The sequence below is a fragment of the Micromonospora sp. CNZ295 genome, from assembly GCF_004217535.1.
Genome location: NZ_SHKZ01000001.1, coordinates 1,401,981 through 1,418,901 on the forward strand (window position 1 = coordinate 1,401,981; position 16,921 = coordinate 1,418,901).

The following is a 16,921-nucleotide window of genomic DNA, read 5'->3' on the forward strand; positions in this document are numbered from 1 at the left end:
GTGCCGGGCAACCGCCGTGGGGGCGCAGGCAAAGCCCTGCTCAGGTCGGTGGTGCGTACAGGTAAGCAGAGCAAAGGGGCGTGAGCGGTGGTTGTTCCCTGGTGGGCTGCTCACTCACCGTCAAGTCTCATCCCCGGCTACCGTCCGTCACCCTCATCCTGGCTCTGGCGCCCGCCCAACGGCGGTAGTAGCCTGCGCCGATGACCAACCGGACGGCCCGGCCCTGCGGCGCCACCCCCGGCACCGCCGTCGTGACCGGGGCCGCCGGTGGCCTCGGGCAGGCGATCGCCGCGGCCCTGCACGCCGACGGCTGGCGGGTGCTCCTCACCGACCTCGACGCCGATGCGGTGGCCGCCGCCGCGGCGCCGCTGGGCGGGTGGTCCCGGGTGCTCGACGTCCGGGACGAGGCGGCCTGCGCCGAGGTCGCCGCCGAGGCGGCCGCGGCCGGCCCGGGGCCGGCGGGCACGCCCGGGACAGCGGAACCGGCGGGACGCGGCGGCGGGCTCGGGCTCTGGGTCAACAACGCCGGCATCCTGGTCACCGGTGCCTCCTGGGAGCACGACCCGGCCACCCGGCGCCGGGTGGTCGAGGTGAACGCCCTCGGGGCGATGAACGGCACGCTCGCCGCCCTGGCCGTCATGCGTGCCCAGGGGTACGGGCACGTGCTCAACGTCGTCTCGCTCGCCGGCCTGGTCGCGGCCCCGGGCGAGACCGTGTACGCGGCCAGCAAGCACGCTCTCGTGGCGTTCAGCATCGGCACGCTCGCCGACCTGCGGCTGGCCGGGCACCGGGACGTACACGTGTCATGCCTCTGCCCGGACGGGATCTGGACGCCGATGCTGCACGACCGGCTGGACGACCCCGCGGCCGCCGCCTCCTTCACCGGGAAGCTGCTCACGCCCGAGCGGGTGGCCCGGCGGGCCGCCCGGTTGGCCCGGCGGCCGCGACCGGTGGTCGCCGTCCCGCGCTGGCGCGGCGCGCAGGTCCGCCTGCTCGACGCGCTGCCCGGCCTGTCGCTGCGGCTGCTGCCGCTGGTGATGGCGATGGGCCGGGCCGGTCAGCGACGGCAGCGTCGCCGGACCGGGGCCGGGCCGCGCTGACCAGGCTTGCTAGGTTTCCGGCGTGACTCAACTGGACCGGTGCGACGAGGCAGGCCGGCGGTGGGTGACCGAGGCGATCGCCGCCGTGGAGGCGGACGCCAACCGGTCCGCCGACACCCACCTGCTGCCGTTCCCGCTGCCCAGGGAGTGGGGCATCGACCTGTACCTCAAGGACGAGTCGGTGCACCCGACCGGTTCCCTGAAGCACCGGCTGGCCCGTTCGCTGTTCCTGTACGGGCTCTGCAACGGCTGGATCGGACCCGACACCACGATCGTCGAGGCGTCGTCCGGGTCGACGGCGGTCTCCGAGGCGTACTTCGCCCGGATGCTCGGCCTGCCGTTCATCGCGGTGATGCCCGCCTCCACCTCGCCCGAGAAGATCGCGAAGATCGAGTTCCAGGGCGGCCGGTGCCACCTCGTGGACGACCCGGCGAAGGTCGTGGTCGAGGCGCGCTGGCTGGCCGAGGACACCGGCGGCCATTTCATGGACCAGTTCACGTACGCCGAGCGGGCCACCGACTGGCGGGGCAACAACAACATCGCCGAGTCGATCTTCTCCCAGCTGGCCCTGGAGCGGCACCCGGTGCCGGCGTGGATCGTGGTCGGCGCCGGCACCGGCGGCACCAGCGCCACCATCGGCCGGTACGCCCGCTACCGCCGGCTGCCCACCAAGCTCTGCGTGGTGGACCCGGAGAACTCGGCGTTCTACCCGGCCTGGCAGGCCGCCGACTGGTCGGTACGCACCGGCCGCGGCTCCCGGATCGAGGGCATCGGCCGGCCGACCGTGGAGGCGTCCTTCCTGCCGTCGGTGGTGGACCGGATGGTCCAGGTGCCCGACGCCGCCTCGCTGGCCGCCATGCGGGCCGGCTCCGCGGTGCTCGGCCGGCGGGTCGGCGGCTCGACCGGCACCAACCTCTGGGGCGCGTTCGGGCTGATCGCCGAACTGCTCGCCGACGGGCGGAACGGGTCGGTGGTCACCCTGATCTGTGACGCCGGCGACCGGTACGCCGACACCTACTACGCCGACGACTGGGTGACCGCCCAGGGCCTGGACCTGGCCCCGCACCTGGCGACCGTCGAGCGCTTCCTCGCCACCGGCGCCTGGCCGGGCTGACCGCGCCGTTACCGGCCGGGCCACGCCGCAACCGGCCGGGCCGCAACCGGCCGGGCTCCAGCGGGCCGGCCCTGCCTCAGCCGGCGTCGGCCCGCTGGGCGAGCCCGGGGTAGCGCAGCACGTACCCGTCGTCGTCCAGGTCCAGCTCGGCGGTGAACGAGTCGCTGGCGAAGCCCACCCGCCCCGGACCCAGCGCCGTGTAGACCTGTTCGGCGGCGACCACCACCAGGCTCGGCACCAGCACCCAGGCCACCGGCACGGTGTGCCCGGTCCCGGCGGGCGCGCCGGTCAACCCGAGCCGGCGTACCGGCAGGGTGTTGAACAGCGCCGACCCGCCCAGGTCGACGTCCCGGGCATCGAAGAGGCGGTCCGGGTCGTCGGTACCCGGCAGGCCGGCCGGCGGGTGACCGGCGGCGGCCAGCGCCGCGTCCAGGTCACCCTGCTCGGCGGTCGTCACCCGCCACCGGTCGACCGCCCGTTCCAGGCGTACGCTGCGCAGCCAGCCCGAACCCTCCGCCTCGACCACCAGCCCGGTGGTGACCCATTCCGGGTCGGTGGTGAGCTGATAACGGCAGGTGTAGGGGACCGGGTCGACGGCGAGTTGGGTGCCCCGCGCCGTCAGGCCCCGCCCGTCGTCGACGAGGGCGTGCTCGGCGCCGGCCGTGTCCGTCCGGGTCCACAGGTACGACTTCGGCATGGTCGGCATGAACCGACGCTACGCGAAACACCCGGCGCGGGCAGCGCAGTCGTCGGGCCGGGCCGTCGGCCTCCGGCCTAGACGCGCCACCGGGCGTGCTCGGATACGGCTGAGCGACCCGCCGCGCCGACGCGGTGGCCGCTCAGCCGAACCGATCGGTCAGTACGTGCCGGCCGGCCGCCCGCCGAGGCGCCGGTCACCCGAGCGCCGCTCGGAGCGACCGTCGGCCGGCCGGCCCGGGTGGCGGCGCTCGCCGAACCGGCGGTGCTCGCCCCGCTCGCCGAACCGCCGGTCGTCGGACCGCTCACCGGCACGCCGAGACTCGCCGGGCTCACCGAACTGCCCGCGCTCGCCGAACCGCCCGGGCTCCCGGCGCTCGCCGAACCGACCGGGCTCCGCGCCGAACCGCCGGTGGTCGCCGCGCCCGCTGAACCGCCCGGGCTCGCCGCGCCCGGGCCGGTCGCCGAAGCGGCGCGGACCGGCCGGCCGGTCGGTGTGGCGGCGGGGCTCGGGCTCGTCCCGGACCGGGACGCCGCTCGGCTCCCGGGCCCCGATCAGCTCGGCCAGGGCCGGGTCGCCGGCCCGGACCCGGGTCTGGGCCGGCTCGACGCCGGCCTTCTCCAGCATGGCCAGCGTGCTGCGGCGCTGCTTGGGAAGGACGAGGGTCGCCACGGCGCCGGACTCGCCGGCCCGCGCGGTGCGTCCGGCCCGGTGCAGGTAGTCCTTCGGGTCCTTCGGCGGGTCGACGTGCAGCACCAGCGAGACGCCGTCGACGTGGATGCCCCGGGCCGCCACGTCGGTGGCGACCAGGACGTTCATCCGGCCCTCCCGGAACTCGGCGAGGGTGCGGGTGCGCATCCGCTGGGTCTTGCCGCCGTGCAGGCCGCCGGCGCGTACGCCGACCGCCGCCAGCTGCTGCACCAGCCGGTCCACGCCGAGCTGGGTGCGGGCGAACACCATCGTCCGCCCCTCCCGCGCCGCGATGGACGCGGCGACCGGGAACTTGTCGTGCGGCGGGATCAGCAGCAGGTGGTGGTCCATCGTGGAGACCGCCGCGGTCGGCGGGGCGGTGGAGTGGGTGACGGGATCGGTCATGAACCGCTTGACCAGCGCGTCGACGTCACCGTCCAAGGTGGCCGAGAAGAGTAGGCGCTGCGCACCGGCCGGGGTCTTCGCCAGCAGCTCGGTGACCTCGGGCAGGAAACCCATGTCGGCCATCTGGTCCGCCTCGTCCAGCACGGTCACCTCGACGTCGTCGAGGTTGCAGACGCCACGGTCGATGAGGTCGCCGAGCCGCCCCGGCGTGGCCACCACGACCTCCACACCGCGGCGGAGGGCGTCGATCTGCCGGTCGTACGGCACGCCGCCGACGGCGGTCTTGACGAACACGCCGACCGCGCGGCCGAGCGGGAACAGGGCGTCGTTGACCTGCATGGCGAGTTCCCGGGTGGGCACCAGGATGAGCGCGCGCGGGTGCCGGGGCCGGGCCCGCTCCCCGTCGGCGAGCCGGGCCAGGAGCGGCAGGCCGAACGCCAGCGTCTTGCCGGAGCCGGTCTGACCGCGACCGAGCACGTCCCGGCCGGCGAGCGCGTCCGGCACGGTGGCGCGCTGGATCTCGAACGGGGTGGTGATGCCCTGCCGGGCCAGCGCCCGGACCAGGGGCTGGGGCAGCCCGAGGGCGGCGAAGTCGAGCATGGTGTCGGCGGCGGACGTGGGCGTGCCAGGGTCGTGCGAGGTGGTCAAGAAATGCCTTTCGAGCGGGGCGCATCTTCGCGATGGCCCGCCGCGGCAGAATGCCGCCGGATCGCCCGCAAGACCGCCCAAGGGGCGCACGCGAGGGCGCGCCGGGTCAGTGATCTCCACCAGTGTACGGCGACCGACCCGGCTCGCCACGCCGTCGCCGCCGCGCAGTGGGCGGGCTCACCCGCTCAGCAGGTTGCCGACCAGCCCGTCCAGGGCGTCATTGGCCAGCAGTACGACCAGCACACTGATCGCGACCAGCAGGCCCAGCGACGCGGCGAGGACGACCAGCACGCGGGCGTTGCTGGACCGTTCCTCGGCCGGCGTCTCCGTCCAGCCCTGGGCGAGGATGTGCCCGGTCAGCGAGCCCGACGTCTCGAGCGAACTGGCCGGGAAGGCCACCGTGGAGAAGCCCGGCCCGTCCGTGGCGCCGCCGTAGAGCCCGCTCAGGTCGCCCTCGTACCGGTCGGGGTGACCGCCGCCCGCGGGCCGCCAGGGATCGGCGCCGCCCGCCGGTTGGGCCGGGTTACCGCCGGCGGGCGCGGCCGGCGCGGAAGCCGGTTCCCGCCGGCTGGCCGGACTCGCCGGTGGCGGCCAGGCTGGCAGCGCCGGCTCCGGCACGACGACCGGCGGGGTGGGCGGGCCGGGCGGGGCGGAGACCGGGGCGGCGGCGCGGGCACCGGCCTGGCCGGGCGGGGCGGAGACCGGTGGCGCAGGTGGCCCGGCGGCCGGCGGAGCGGAGACCGGTGGCGCGGCCGCGGGCGGCGCGGACACCGATGCGGCCGCGCGGGGGCCGGGGACCGGAGCCGGAACGGCGGCCCGACCGGTGAGCCGGTGCGGCTCGGCTGACCCACCCGACGTGGCTGGTGGCGGCGGGAACGGGGGTGCCGGGGTCGGGCCGGGCGGTGGTGGTGGCGGCGGGACCGGCGGGCCGGGCGGCGGCGCCGGTGGGCCGGGCGGAACCGGGCCGGGAGGCGTCGGCCGAGGCGGGACGGGCCCCGGCGGGTACGGCCCGGGGGTGGGCGGCGTCGGGCCCGGAACGGGAGGGCTCGGCGAGGGCGGTTTCGGCCCGGGCACAGGCGGGACCGGGGTCGGCGCGGGCTCCGGATCCGGGACGGAGGGCTTGGGTGGCTGCGCCGGCTCCGGTGGCTGTGCCGGCTCGGGCGGCTCCGGGTTCGGGCCGGCCCGGTAGATCCGGGCCTCCCCGGTCACCGAGCGGATGGCCGCCGCCTCGGCCACCGACACCCGGCTCGCGCCGGGCACCGGCGCGCTGGCCCGGGCCGCACCCGTGACCTCGGGCGAGGCGTCCGCCGGCTCGCTGCCGGCCGAGGGCTGCGCCGGCTCACCGGCCGAGGACTCCGCCGGGCCGGTCGCCCCGCCGGCCGGAGCCGTCGTCTCCGGTGCGTCCTCCGCCCCGGCGTCGCCGCCACGCTGACCGGGAACGGCGGCCGGGGACTGCAAGGCGGCGGAGCCGGTGGCCCGGTACGTGGTGGTGCCGGGGGCCGGCGGGACCGCCCCGGCCGACGGCGGCGCGACCGCGGTGGCGACGCTCGCCCGGGCCCGGGTGGGCACGGAGGACGCGGACCCGGGCCGCTTGGCGTCGGCGTCCGCAGGAGCCGGTCCGGCGGGCGGCGCGGACGTCGGGGCCTCACCCGCCGGCTCGCCGGGCGTGCCGTCGAGCTCGGGGGCGGACGGATCCACCGGGACTTTCTGCTCGGCCATGCTCGCCCTCCGCGCCACGCTCGCACCCGGATCCTTGCCGCCGGACCGGGCGTGCCTGAGTCTCACCGTGCCACATTCCGGGCCGGTGGCACAGCCGGAGTGGCCGCCGGCCGGTACGGCTCAGCTGTCGGCGCTGGCCGAGGCGCTGGCCGAGGCGCTGGCCGAGGGCCCCAGGCTGCTCGCGGCCGTGGTGGGCACAGCGCGGCTGGTGGTCGTGCTGGGCGACGGCGCCGAGGGCTCGGCGGTGGGGCTGGACGGCTCGGTGGTGGACGGCGCGCTCGTCTCGGGGGCGGGCGTGCTGCCGGTCGGCGACGGCGACGGGGAGGTCGTCCCGGTCGGGGTCGGCGACGGCGATGTGGTCGGTGAGGTCGTGGCCGACGGCGTCGGCGTCGGGGTGATCGGCGCCGTCGGCGTCGGCGTCGGCGAGGTGCTCGGCTTGGGCGTGGTGCTCGGGGTGGGGGAGGTCGTCGGCGCGGGGACCGCCCCGACGACCCGGGTGGCGGCGTAGAGGCGGGACCAGCGCACCGTCGAGATCTTGACCACGTCGCCGGTGCTCGGGGCGTGGATCATCTTGCCGCCGCCCACGTACATGCCGATGTGGTGGATGCTCGTCCAGCTCGATCCGGAGGCGAAGAAGAGCAGGTCGCCGGGGAGCAGGGCGGTGCGGGCCACGGTGCGGTGGCGGGTCGCGTAGTACTGGTCACGGGAGACCCGGGGCAGGTCGTGGTAACCGGCCGACCGGTACGCGGCCCAGATCAGGCCCGAGCAGTCGAACCGGTCCGGCCCTTCGGCCGCCCACAGGTACGGGTCCCCGAGCTGGGCCTTCGCGTACGCGACCGCCTTCCGGGCGGTGGGGTGCGCGGCGAGCCCGTTCGCCGTCTCGTTGGCGATGTACGCGGCGCCGAGCGCCTGCTCGGCCGCCTCCTGCTGGCGTTCCAGCTCGAGGAGTTGGGCGGCGTTGTCCCGGCGCAGCTTGGCGAGCTTCGCCTCCTCGGCGCGCAGCGCCTGCTCGCCGGCCGTGTACGCGGTGCTCGCGAACCGCACCCGGGTCTGCGCCGCCGTCAGCGCCTGCTGGGCGGCCTGTTCTCCGGTGCGGGCCCGGTTGAGTTCCCGGGTCGCGGCGGTGGTGTCGCCGCCCTCGACCTCCTCGCCGCGGGCGATCCGGGACAGCTGGCTGAGGTCGTGCAGGTCGGTCGCGAACTCGCCGGGCGGCAGCGCGGCGGCGGCCTTGATCGCGTCGGCGACGGCGGTGTCGGCCCGCTCCTGTGCCCGGGCCAGCGCGTCCCGGGCCAGGGCCAGGTCGCGCTCGGCGGCGGCGAGCTGCGCCTCCGCCTCCGTCCGCTGCTGCCGCAGCAGGAGCAGTTCGTCGCCGAGCTGGCCGGTCCGCGCTTCGGCGGCGTAGATCTGCGCGGCGAGCGGCCCGTTGACGAGACTGGTGACGGGCGTGCCGGCGCCGGGGGTCGGTGTGAGCGGCACGCCGCCGGGCAGGGTGAACGCCCCGGAGACCACCGGCCGGGCGCCCGAGTCGGGCACGGTGCCGGGCAGCGGCGGGTCGGCGTACGCGGGTGCGCTCAGAACGGCGGCGGCGACGGCGCCGAGCAGGGCCGACCAGAGCACTGGGCGCAGCACCGGCGAGATCGCCGGATTCCGCCGAGCCTGTCGTCGTCCGTGGCCGCTGTAAGGCATTCCGCTCCCGTCCGGCGTCGGCACCGCGCCTCGTGCGCGCGGCGTCAGGACGCTACCAGTGGTGTCTGTCGCGCCCCACCCTGTCTTACCGCACGTGGGCAACGATGTCGATGCGTGGCGTGGTAACGGCTGGCTGAGAGTCCGGTGAAGTGTGTCGCTGCCCGCCGACCGCGCTGACGGTGGGCCGGCCGGCCGACGTAGGCTCGACCGGGACCGCAGGTGGAAGGGACGGGGCTGGACATGGACGCCGGACTCAAGCGTGAGCTCGAAGCGAAGGTGTACGCCGGCGAGCGGCTGACCCGGGAGGACGGGATCGCCCTCTACGAGAGCGACGACCTGACCTGGCTGGGGCGGCTCGCGCACCACCGCCGGACGGAGCTGAACGGTGACCGGGTGATGTTCAACGTCAACCGGCACCTCAACCTGACCAACGTGTGCAGCGCGAGCTGTGCGTACTGCTCCTTCCAGCGCAAGCCGGGCGAGAAGGACGCGTACACGATGCGCATCGACGAGGCGGTCCGCAAGGCCAAGGAGATGGAGGACGAGCAGCTCACCGAGCTGCACATCGTCAACGGCCTGCACCCGACCCTGCCCTGGCGCTACTACCCCAAGGTGCTGCGGGAGCTGAAGGCGGCCCTGCCGAACGTGAAGCTCAAGTGCTTCACCGCGACCGAGGTGCAGTGGTTCGAGAAGATCAGCGGCCTGAGCGCCGACGAGATCCTCGACGAGCTGATGGACGCGGGCCTGGAGTCGCTGACCGGTGGTGGCGCGGAGATCTTCGACTGGGAGGTGCGGCAGCACATCGTCGACCACGCCTGCCACTGGGAGGACTGGTCGCGGATCCACGCGCTGGCCCACAGCAAGGGCATGAAGACCCCGGCGACGATGCTCTACGGCCACATCGAGGAGCCCCGGCACCGCGTCGACCACGTGCTGCGCCTGCGCGAGCTGCAGGACGAGACGGGCGGCTTCGTGGTCTTCATCCCGCTGCGCTACCAGCACGACTTCGTCGACTCGGCGGACGGCAAGGTCCGCAACCGGATCCAGGCGCGTACCACGATGGCCTCCCCGGCGGAGTCGCTGAAGACGTTCGCGGTGTCCCGGCTGCTCTTCGACAACGTCCCGCATGTGAAGTGCTTCTGGGTGATGCACGGGCTCTCGGTGGCCCAGCTCTCGCTCAACTTCGGCGTGGACGACCTGGATGGCTCCGTCGTCGAATACAAGATCACCCACGATGCGGACTCGTACGGCACGCCCAGCACCATGCACCGCGAGGACCTGCTGAACCTGATCTGGGACGCGGGCTTCCGCCCGGTCGAGCGCAACACCCGCTACGAGGTGGTGCGCGAGTACGACGCCGCGCCGACGCTGGCGCAGCGGCGGGCCGAGCCGCAGCAGGTCTGGGCCTGACCGGCACGTACCCTCGTAGGACCATGACCGACCAGCAGAGCGGCTTTCCCCGGCGCGACGCCGAGGGCCGCATCGCGACCCTGGGCGACCTGCTCGGGGTGAGCCTGGCCGGCCTCGTCATCGGGGTGCTGGCCGTGGTGCTCTTCGACTGGGGGTTCGCCACGTTCGGCGCCGGCGGGTTCGGCCGGGCCAACGGGTGGTTGGCGGTGATCCTGCCGGTCTGGCTCTACTGGGACGACTTCCGCGCCTGGGAGTTCGGCGCCGCACGCGTGGTGGCGGCCCTGGTCGGCGCCGCGGTGGCGCTGACCGCCGGGCTGGTGATGGCCGGGCTGGCGGCCGGCCTGCCGCCGTTGGTGTCGGGCGGGCTGGGCGCGGCGACCTTCACCCTGGCGTACGCGGTGGTGTGGTTCCACGGCGTGCGGTGGCTCGCCCGGCGGACGGGCTGAGACCGTCGCCGGCCGGCGGCGGAGAACGGAGTACGCAGATGAGCGCGGCGGTCAAGTACACGCTGGGCCGGATCGGGCTGTTCGCCGTCGTGCTGGCGGCCCTCTGGTTCGTCGAGCTGAACCTGTTCCTCAAGCTGCTGGTGGCCCTCGTCTTCTCGGCGGCCGCCTCGTTCTTCCTGCTGCGCCCCTGGCGGGACGAGATGGCCGAGGAGATGGCGGCGGCCGCCGAGCGCCGCCGGACCGAGAAGGAGCGGCTGCGCTCCGCCCTGGCCGGCGAGGACGAGGACCCGGGGAAGTCCTGACCGGGAGGGCGCGCGCCCTCCCGGCCAGGTCCGTCACCAGTTGGTGCTGCCCGGCACGTGCGGCCAGGGAAGTCGCTCGGGCTTGATCAGGTAGACCACGCCACCGGAACCGCCGGACACCCCGCCGCTGGCGTTGATCCGCTTGGTCCGCAGCCAGATCTGCTCGAACTGCTCCCGCTTGTAGACGTTGCGCACCACGTCGTTGCTCGACGAGGCCGGGTCGTTGACGATCACGTCGCCGTCGGCGGTGAACCCGACGATCACGAAGAGGTGCCCGGAGGTGCCGTAGTTCGCCCCGTCCAGCTCGCTGGCGAGGAAGGACTGGCTGGTCACCACGGGGATGCCGGCGGCGATGAAGCGCTCCACCTCGTCCAGCGAGTGCAGCCGGGTGACCCGTCCCTCGAGGCCCTGGAAGCTGGCCGCGTACGCGGTGTTGAACGGCCAGTTCCCCGCGCCGTCGTAGGTGTAGTCGAAGACCATCCGGGCGGCGTGGTTGACGGTCGGGTCCGGGTAGGTCGGGTCCACCCAGGCGGTGTCCTCTTCGGACGCCTTCCGGCCCCAGTACTCGATCACCATGGTGGTGGAGGTCGGCGAGCACCAGGCCTGGCCGCCGCCGTCGTACTCGGGGTAGTGGCCGGAGTGGATGTTCTGTGAGTAGCGGGGCACGGGCAGCTCGACTCCCCAGGCGATGCCGCCGGCGCTCGGGGTGACGGTGAACCGGTCCGGCACCGTGGAGCTCATCGCGCCGAGCATCCGCACCAACGGCGCGGCCCGCTGGCCCGGCGCCCGGTACAGGGTGAGCCGCAGCTGGTACGCCCGCAGCAGCACTCCGGCGTCGGCGTCGTCGATGCTGAAGGTGTCGGTCCAGATCGTCGACCAGGGGTCGCCCTGCCGGTTCACGCTGGTGCGCTTGATGTCGGCGTCACCGGAGGCCCAGCGCCCCATGACGTACCACGGGGTCTGGTCGCCGGTGTTGTAGGTGCCCTGCATCTCGATCTGGATCCAGGTGCCGGCCGGGGTCTCCGCGTTCCAGGAGGCGATCAGCTCGGTGGCGTCGAACCCGACCCGGGTCATCGGTCCGGTCCAGGTCGCGTACTCCCAGGTGCGGGTGGTCCCGGTGTGCGGGTCGGCGTAGGTGGTGGTCCCGGCCGGGCGGTCGAGGGTCAGGCCCGGGCGGGCGCCGGGCACCGCCCGCGTGCCGGCGTGGGTGCCGCGACGCCAGTCGGGGTAGCGGGACCACTCGTGGAAGGTGATCTGTTCGTCGTGGACGACCGGCCGGCCGGCCGGGGCCGCGAGCGGCGCCGCGCCGGCGGGTGTCGTCGTGCCGAGGAGGGCGAGCGCGGTGAGGCCGGCGAGGGCGGCCGCGCCCAGACGTCGTCTGTGCATCGGTACTCCACGGGAGAGGTGGGGCATCGTCGCCGGTCAGTCTCTCGCCTGGAGGGAAGTTTCGCTATAGGTCGACGGACCGAAAATACTTGCCGATGCGAGGATCAGGCTGGCATGGAAAGTAGAGATGGATGGATGTTGATATGACCATGTGACGGGTGGTGGAGTGTGCCCACCCGCGGGAAAGATCTCCCGCGCCGCCCAGGAGGTTGTCCATGGCCTTCCGCACCCCCACCCTCCGCCGCCGCCTCGCGCTCGTGTTCGCCGTGGGGCTCGGCACGCTCACCCTCGCCGCGCCGCCGGTCTCCGCGAAGCCGAGCCCGGACCGCTCCGGCGAGCCGGCCGCCACCCAGTACCGGGTGCTCGGCCCGCGTACGGTGGCCGACCGCACCGCGGTCGCCCGCACCGGCGCGGCGATCGACTACTCCGAACACGGGGTCCTGCACGTCTCCGCCACCAGCGCCGAGGCCGCCGCCATCACCCGCCTGGGCTTCCGGCTCGAGGCGGTCGCCGCACCGCCCACCGACCGGGGCCACGAGCACGCCGACGGTGAGCTGGGCACCCTCGACTTCCCGCCCGCCGACTCCGCCTACCACAACTACGCCGAGCTGACCGCCGCGGTGAACAAGGTGGTCGCCGACCACCCCACCATCGCCCGCAAGATCAGCATCGGCACCTCGTACGAGGGCCGGGACCTGATGGCGGTGAAGATCTCCGACAACGTCGCGACCGACGAGAACGAGCCGGAGATCCTCATCAACGCCCAGCAGCACGCCCGGGAGCACCTGACCGTCGAGATGGCGGTCTACCTGCTCAACCTCTTCACCGACAGCTACGGCAGCGACTCCCGGATCACCAACATCGTCAACAGCCGGGAACTCTGGATCGTGCCGACGGTCAACCCGGACGGCAGCGAGTACGACATCGCCACCGGCTCGTACCGCTCCTGGCGGAAGAACCGGCAGCCGAACAGCGGCTCGTCATACGTCGGCACCGACCTGAACCGCAACTGGTCGTACCAGTGGGGCTGCTGCGGCGGCTCCTCCGGCTCCACCTCGTCGGAGACCTACCGGGGTCCGTCGGCCTTCTCCGCGCCGGAGACCCGGGCGCTGCGCGACTTCGTCAACAGCCGGGTGGTCGGCGGCGTGCAGCAGATCAAGGCCAACATCGACTTCCACACCTACTCCCAGCTGGTGCTGTGGCCGTTCGGCTACACGTACAACAACACCGCCCCGGGGATGAGCGCCGACCAGTACAACACCTTCGCCACCATCGGCCAGCAGATGGCCGCCACCAACGGCTACACCCCGCAGCAGTCGAGTGACCTCTACATCACCGACGGCGACAGCATCGACTGGATGTGGGGGCAGCACGGGATCTGGGCGTACACCTTCGAGATGTACCCCGGCTCGGCCGGCGGCGGCGGCTTCTACCCGCCCGACGAGGTCATCCCGCGCGAGACCTCGCGTAACCGCGACGCGGTGCTGATCCTCGCCGAGTACGCCGACTGCCCGTACCGGGCGATCGGCAAGCAGAGCCAGTACTGCGGCGGCGGTGGCGGCGGCACCACGGTCTGGTCGGACACCTTCGAGACCGCGACCGGCTGGACGATCAACCCGAACGGCACCGACACCGCGACCACCGGCCAGTGGGAGCGGGGCGCCGCGCAGGCGACCACCTCCAGCGGCGCCAAGCAACTCACCCCGTACGCGGGCAGCAACGACCTGGTCACCGGCCGGCTCGCCGGGACCGGCGCGGGTGACTACGACATCGACGGCGGCGTGACCAGCGCCCGCTCCCCGGCGGTGACCCTGCCGTCGAGCGGCACGCTGACGCTGTCCCTGGCGTGGTACCTGGCACACGGCTCGAACGCGTCCTCGGCCGACTACTTCCGGGTCAGCGTCGTGCACAACGGCGGCACCACCACCCTGCTCAACCAGGCCGGCGCGGCGACCAACCGCAACGGTTCCTGGGCGGTGGCGAGCCTGAACCTGACCCCGTACGCCGGCCAGTCCGTCCGGATCCAGGTGGAGGCGGCGGACGCCTCCGGAGCCAGCCTCGTCGAGGCCGCGGTGGACAACGTCACCATCACCGCCTCCTGAGAACAGGTGGGGCCCCGCCCCGCCCCCCGGCGGGGCCCCACCTCCACCCACACCTCAGTGGGGACGGTCCGGAGGGTGCGCTACCGTCTTACCGACCAGCCCGCAGCGAAGCCGGTGTGAAACCGGCGCTGTCCCGCAACTGTGATGCCCCGAGACCCGGGGACGAGCCAGGTCGCCTGCGGTTGGTCGCGAAACGCGCTCTCGAGGAAGGGCGCCTCGCGGACGGGCGCCCCGGCTCCCTGTCGGCGAAGCACCAGATCCTCGACCGACAGGAGGACCGATGTCCAGACGTACCCCCCGGCTCTTCGCCGCGGCCCTCGCGGTGGCCGCGCTCGCCCTCGGCGCCTGCGCCGAGAAGACCTCCGACACCCCCGCGGCCGGCGGCAGCCCGTCGGGCGCCGCCGCCTTCCCGGTGACCGTCGGCTCGCTGACCCTCGACAAGCAGCCGGAGAAGATCATCTCGCTGGCGCCGACCGCGACCGAGATGCTCTTCGCGATCGGTGCCGGCAAGCAGGTGGTCGCCGTCGACGACCAGTCCAACCACCCGGCCGAGGCGCCGAAGAGCGACCTCTCCGGCTTCCAGCCGAACGCCGAGGCCATCGCCGCCAAGAGCCCCGACCTGGTCGTGCTCTCCGACGACCGCAACAAGGTCGTGGAGCAGCTCACCAAGCTGAAGATCCCGGTCTTCCGCACGCCGGCCGCCGCCACCCTGGACGACACCTACCGCCAGCTCACCGACCTGGGCGCGCTGACCGGGCACCCCACCGAGGCCGCCGACGTGGCCCAGCGGATGAAGGACGACATCGCGAAGCTGGTCGCCGACCTGCCGCAGCGCCCGGCGAAGCTCACCTACTTCCACGAACTCGGCCCGGAGCTGTACACGGCCACCAGCAAGACCTTCATCGGCTCGATCTATGCGCTCGCCGGCCTGGCGAACATCGCCGACCCGGCCGACGCGGACGGCAAGAGCGCGGGCTACCCGCAACTCTCCCAGGAGATCATCGTCCAGGCGAACCCGGACTTCGTCTTCCTCTCCGACACCAAGTGCTGCCAGCAGAGCGCGGAGACGGTCAAGGCCCGGGCCGGCTGGGCGGGGATCACCGCGGTGAAGAACAACCAGATCGTCGAGCTCGACGACGACATCGCCTCCCGCTGGGGGCCGCGGGTCGTGGACCTGCTGCGCACGATCATCGAGGCGACCGCCAAGGTGCCCGCGTGACGGTCGCCGGAACCTTCCCGTGCAGCAGGCGTTGAGGAGGGGCCCGTCCAGCCCGCCGGCCGCGGCGCCGCAGACGTCCCGGCCGGCGGGCCTCCGCCCGCGCTGGCTGGTCATCGGCGTGGCCGCGGTGCTGGTCGCCCTGGTCGCGGGCGTGTCGCTCGGTCCGGTCAGCCTGCCGCCCGGCAGCGTCGCGGTCGAGCTGCTCAACCTCCTTCCGGGGGTGCGCCTCGACAGCGGGCTGACCGAGCGGGAGATCGCCATCGTCACCGAGCTGCGGCTGCCCCGGGCCGTGCTCGGGCTGCTGGTCGGCGGGCTGCTCGCCCTGGCCGGCGGCGCCTACCAGGGCGTGTTCCGCAACCCGCTGGCCGATCCGTACCTGCTCGGCGTCGCCGCCGGGGCCGGGCTGGCGGTCACCGTGGCGATCACCGCCGGAGTGGGGGCCGGTGGCGCGATCACCGGGCTTCCGGTCACCGTCCCGCTGGCCGCGTTCGTCGGCGCGATCGGGGCGGTCCTCATGACGTACCTGCTCGGGTCGTCCGGTGGTCGGGGCCGCTCCCCGGCGACCCTGATCCTGGCCGGGGTGGCGGTCGCCGCGTTCCTCTCCGCCGGGCAGACCTACCTCCTGCAGCGCAACTCGGACAGCATCCAGCAGGTCTACTCATGGCTGCTCGGCCGGCTCGCCACCGCCGGCTGGCACGACGTCCGGCTCGTCCTGCCGTACTTCCTGCTCACCGCCGTGGTGGTGCTGCTGCACCGGCGCGAGCTGGACGTGCTGTCGGTCGGTGACGACGAGGCGACCAGCCTGGGCCTGCACCCGCAACGGTCGCGCTACCTGCTGATCGCCGCCGCCTCGCTCGGCACCGCGGCCGCCGTCTCCGCGTCCGGGCTGATCGGGTTCGTGGGGATCATCGTGCCGCACACCGTGCGGCTGCTCGCCGGGTCCAGCTACCGGGTGATCCTGCCGCTGTCCATGCTCTTCGGCGGGGCGTTCCTGACCCTGACCGATGTCATCGCGCGGACCGCCGCCGCACCGGAGGAGATCCCGATCGGCGTGGTCACCGCCCTGCTCGGCGGCCCGTTCTTCGTCCTGGTCCTGCGGACCACCCGGCGGGGGGTGGTCGGGTGAGCGGCGACTCCGCCCCCGCCGTGGCGGTGCGGGACCTGCACGTCCGGCTGGACGGCGTACCGATCCTCGCCGGTGTGGACCTGACCGTCGCGCCCGGCGAGTGGGTCACGGTGATCGGTCCGAACGGCGCCGGCAAATCCACCCTGCTGCGGGCCGTCGGCGGCCTGCTCCCCGCCGCCGGCGCGGTCGCCCTCTTCGGTACGCCGATCCAGGCGCTGCGCCGCCGGGACCGGGCCCGGGTGGTGGCGACGGTGGCCCAGTCCCCGGTGGTCCCGGCCGGCATGTCGGTGCTGGACTACGTCCTGCTCGGCCGTACCCCGTACATCCCGCCGCTGGGCCGGGAGTCCGCCGCCGACCTGACCGCCGCGTACGACGTGCTGGACCGGCTGGACCTCACCGGCTTCCACACCCGGGAGCTGGCCACCCTCTCCGGCGGCGAGCGGCAGCGTGTCTTCCTGGCCCGCGCGCTGGCCCAGGGGGCGGGCCTGCTGCTCCTCGACGAGCCGACCAGCGCCCTGGACATCGGTCACCAGCAGGAGGTCCTCGAACTGGTCGACCAGCTCCGGCGCGCCCATGGCCTGACCGTGGTGGCCACCATGCACGACCTCTCGATCGCCGGTGAGTACGCCGACCGCATGGTGCTGCTGGCCGACGGCCGGGTCGCCGCGACGGGCACCCCCCGTGCGGTCCTGACGGAGCAGCTCCTGTCCCGCCACTACCGGGCCACGGTCCGCGTCATCGAGGGCGACCACGGCCCCCTGGTGGTCCCCGTCCGCCGCTGACCGCCTCCCCTCTCACCGCGATCTTGCACTTGCTGCCCCGACAAACAGGGCAAACAGCGCGTTTCGGGGGCCGAAAGTGCAAGATCGCG

At 74.0% G+C, this 16,921-nt stretch carries 14 protein-coding genes and 1 riboswitch; of the genes, 9 read left to right on the forward strand and 5 right to left on the reverse strand.

The genetic code is table 11. From position 1 onward, the window contains the following. Positions 1 to 200: 200 nt before the first annotated feature. Both EV376_RS06700 and cds1 read left to right on the forward strand, forming a co-directional pair. Positions 201 to 1,100 (forward strand): SDR family oxidoreductase, encoded by a 900-nt coding sequence (locus tag EV376_RS06700; RefSeq protein WP_130321261.1) that lies wholly within the window; start codon positions 201 to 203, stop codon positions 1,098 to 1,100. Positions 1,101 to 1,122: 22 nt separating this feature from the next. Beyond that, complete coding sequence (gene cds1 / locus EV376_RS06705) at positions 1,123 to 2,214, forward strand: L-cysteine desulfhydrase Cds1 (RefSeq protein WP_130321262.1); 1,092 nt, start codon at positions 1,123 to 1,125, stop codon at positions 2,212 to 2,214. Positions 2,215 to 2,290: 76 nt separating this feature from the next. On the opposite strand, the gene EV376_RS06710 is transcribed toward cds1, so the two are convergent. The 4 genes from EV376_RS06710 to EV376_RS06725 form a co-directional block, all read right to left on the reverse strand. Beyond that, a complete protein-coding gene (locus tag EV376_RS06710; RefSeq protein ID WP_486482542.1) occupies positions 2,291 to 2,920 on the reverse strand; it encodes a putative glycolipid-binding domain-containing protein in 630 nt (209 codons plus the stop codon). Between the two features lie 150 nt (positions 2,921 to 3,070). After that, on the reverse strand, positions 3,071 to 4,654 hold the full coding sequence (locus EV376_RS06715) for a DEAD/DEAH box helicase (protein ID WP_486482543.1): 1,584 nt from the start codon (positions 4,652 to 4,654) through the stop codon (positions 3,071 to 3,073). A 177-nt stretch (positions 4,655 to 4,831) separates the two neighbouring features. Then, the gene (locus EV376_RS30750; protein WP_486482544.1) at positions 4,832 to 6,373 is read right to left on the reverse strand and encodes a hypothetical protein; all 1,542 of its coding nucleotides are present in this window, start codon (positions 6,371 to 6,373) and stop codon (positions 4,832 to 4,834) included. 120 nt (positions 6,374 to 6,493) lie between these two features. Next, positions 6,494 to 8,059, reverse strand: coding sequence for a C40 family peptidase (locus tag EV376_RS06725; RefSeq protein WP_130321263.1), 1,566 nt, complete (start codon positions 8,057 to 8,059; stop codon positions 6,494 to 6,496). 240 nt (positions 8,060 to 8,299) lie between these two features. On the opposite strand from EV376_RS06725, the gene mqnE reads away from it, so the two are divergent. The 3 genes from mqnE to EV376_RS06740 are packed head-to-tail and all read left to right on the forward strand — an operon-like array spanning position 8,300 to position 10,217. Further along, entirely contained in the window at positions 8,300 to 9,469 is a 1,170-nt protein-coding gene (gene mqnE, locus EV376_RS06730; RefSeq protein WP_130321264.1) for an aminofutalosine synthase MqnE, read from the forward strand. 23 nt (positions 9,470 to 9,492) lie between these two features. Next, positions 9,493 to 9,915 carry a hypothetical protein gene (locus EV376_RS06735; RefSeq protein WP_130321265.1) on the forward strand — a complete coding sequence of 141 codons (423 nt, stop codon included), beginning with the start codon at positions 9,493 to 9,495 and terminating at the stop codon, positions 9,913 to 9,915. 38 nt (positions 9,916 to 9,953) lie between these two features. After that, positions 9,954 to 10,217: a DUF4229 domain-containing protein gene (locus tag EV376_RS06740; RefSeq protein ID WP_130321266.1), complete on the forward strand. Its 264-nt coding sequence runs from the start codon at positions 9,954 to 9,956 to the stop codon at positions 10,215 to 10,217. Positions 10,218 to 10,250: 33 nt separating this feature from the next. Here EV376_RS06740 and EV376_RS06745 read toward each other — a convergent pair whose 3' ends face one another. Beyond that, complete coding sequence (locus tag EV376_RS06745; protein WP_130321267.1) at positions 10,251 to 11,603, reverse strand: C39 family peptidase; 1,353 nt, start codon at positions 11,601 to 11,603, stop codon at positions 10,251 to 10,253. Between the two features lie 215 nt (positions 11,604 to 11,818). Between EV376_RS06745 and EV376_RS06750 the strand changes: the two genes are divergently transcribed. The 4 genes from EV376_RS06750 (at position 11,819) to EV376_RS06765 (ending at position 16,832) form a co-directional block, all read left to right on the forward strand. After that, entirely contained in the window at positions 11,819 to 13,705 is a 1,887-nt protein-coding gene (locus tag EV376_RS06750; protein ID WP_130321268.1) for a M14 family metallopeptidase, read from the forward strand. Positions 13,706 to 13,771: 66 nt separating this feature from the next. Beyond that, positions 13,772 to 13,903, forward strand: a riboswitch (cobalamin riboswitch). Between the two features lie 82 nt (positions 13,904 to 13,985). Then, positions 13,986 to 14,924 carry an ABC transporter substrate-binding protein gene (locus EV376_RS06755; RefSeq protein ID WP_130321269.1) on the forward strand — a complete coding sequence of 313 codons (939 nt, stop codon included), beginning with the start codon at positions 13,986 to 13,988 and terminating at the stop codon, positions 14,922 to 14,924. 31 nt (positions 14,925 to 14,955) lie between these two features. Further along, a complete protein-coding gene (locus EV376_RS06760; protein ID WP_130328552.1) occupies positions 14,956 to 16,050 on the forward strand; it encodes an iron ABC transporter permease in 1,095 nt (364 codons plus the stop codon). Positions 16,051 to 16,070: 20 nt separating this feature from the next. Further along, the gene (locus EV376_RS06765; protein ID WP_130328553.1) at positions 16,071 to 16,832 is read left to right on the forward strand and encodes an ABC transporter ATP-binding protein; all 762 of its coding nucleotides are present in this window, start codon (positions 16,071 to 16,073) and stop codon (positions 16,830 to 16,832) included. Positions 16,833 to 16,921 lie beyond the last annotated feature (89 nt).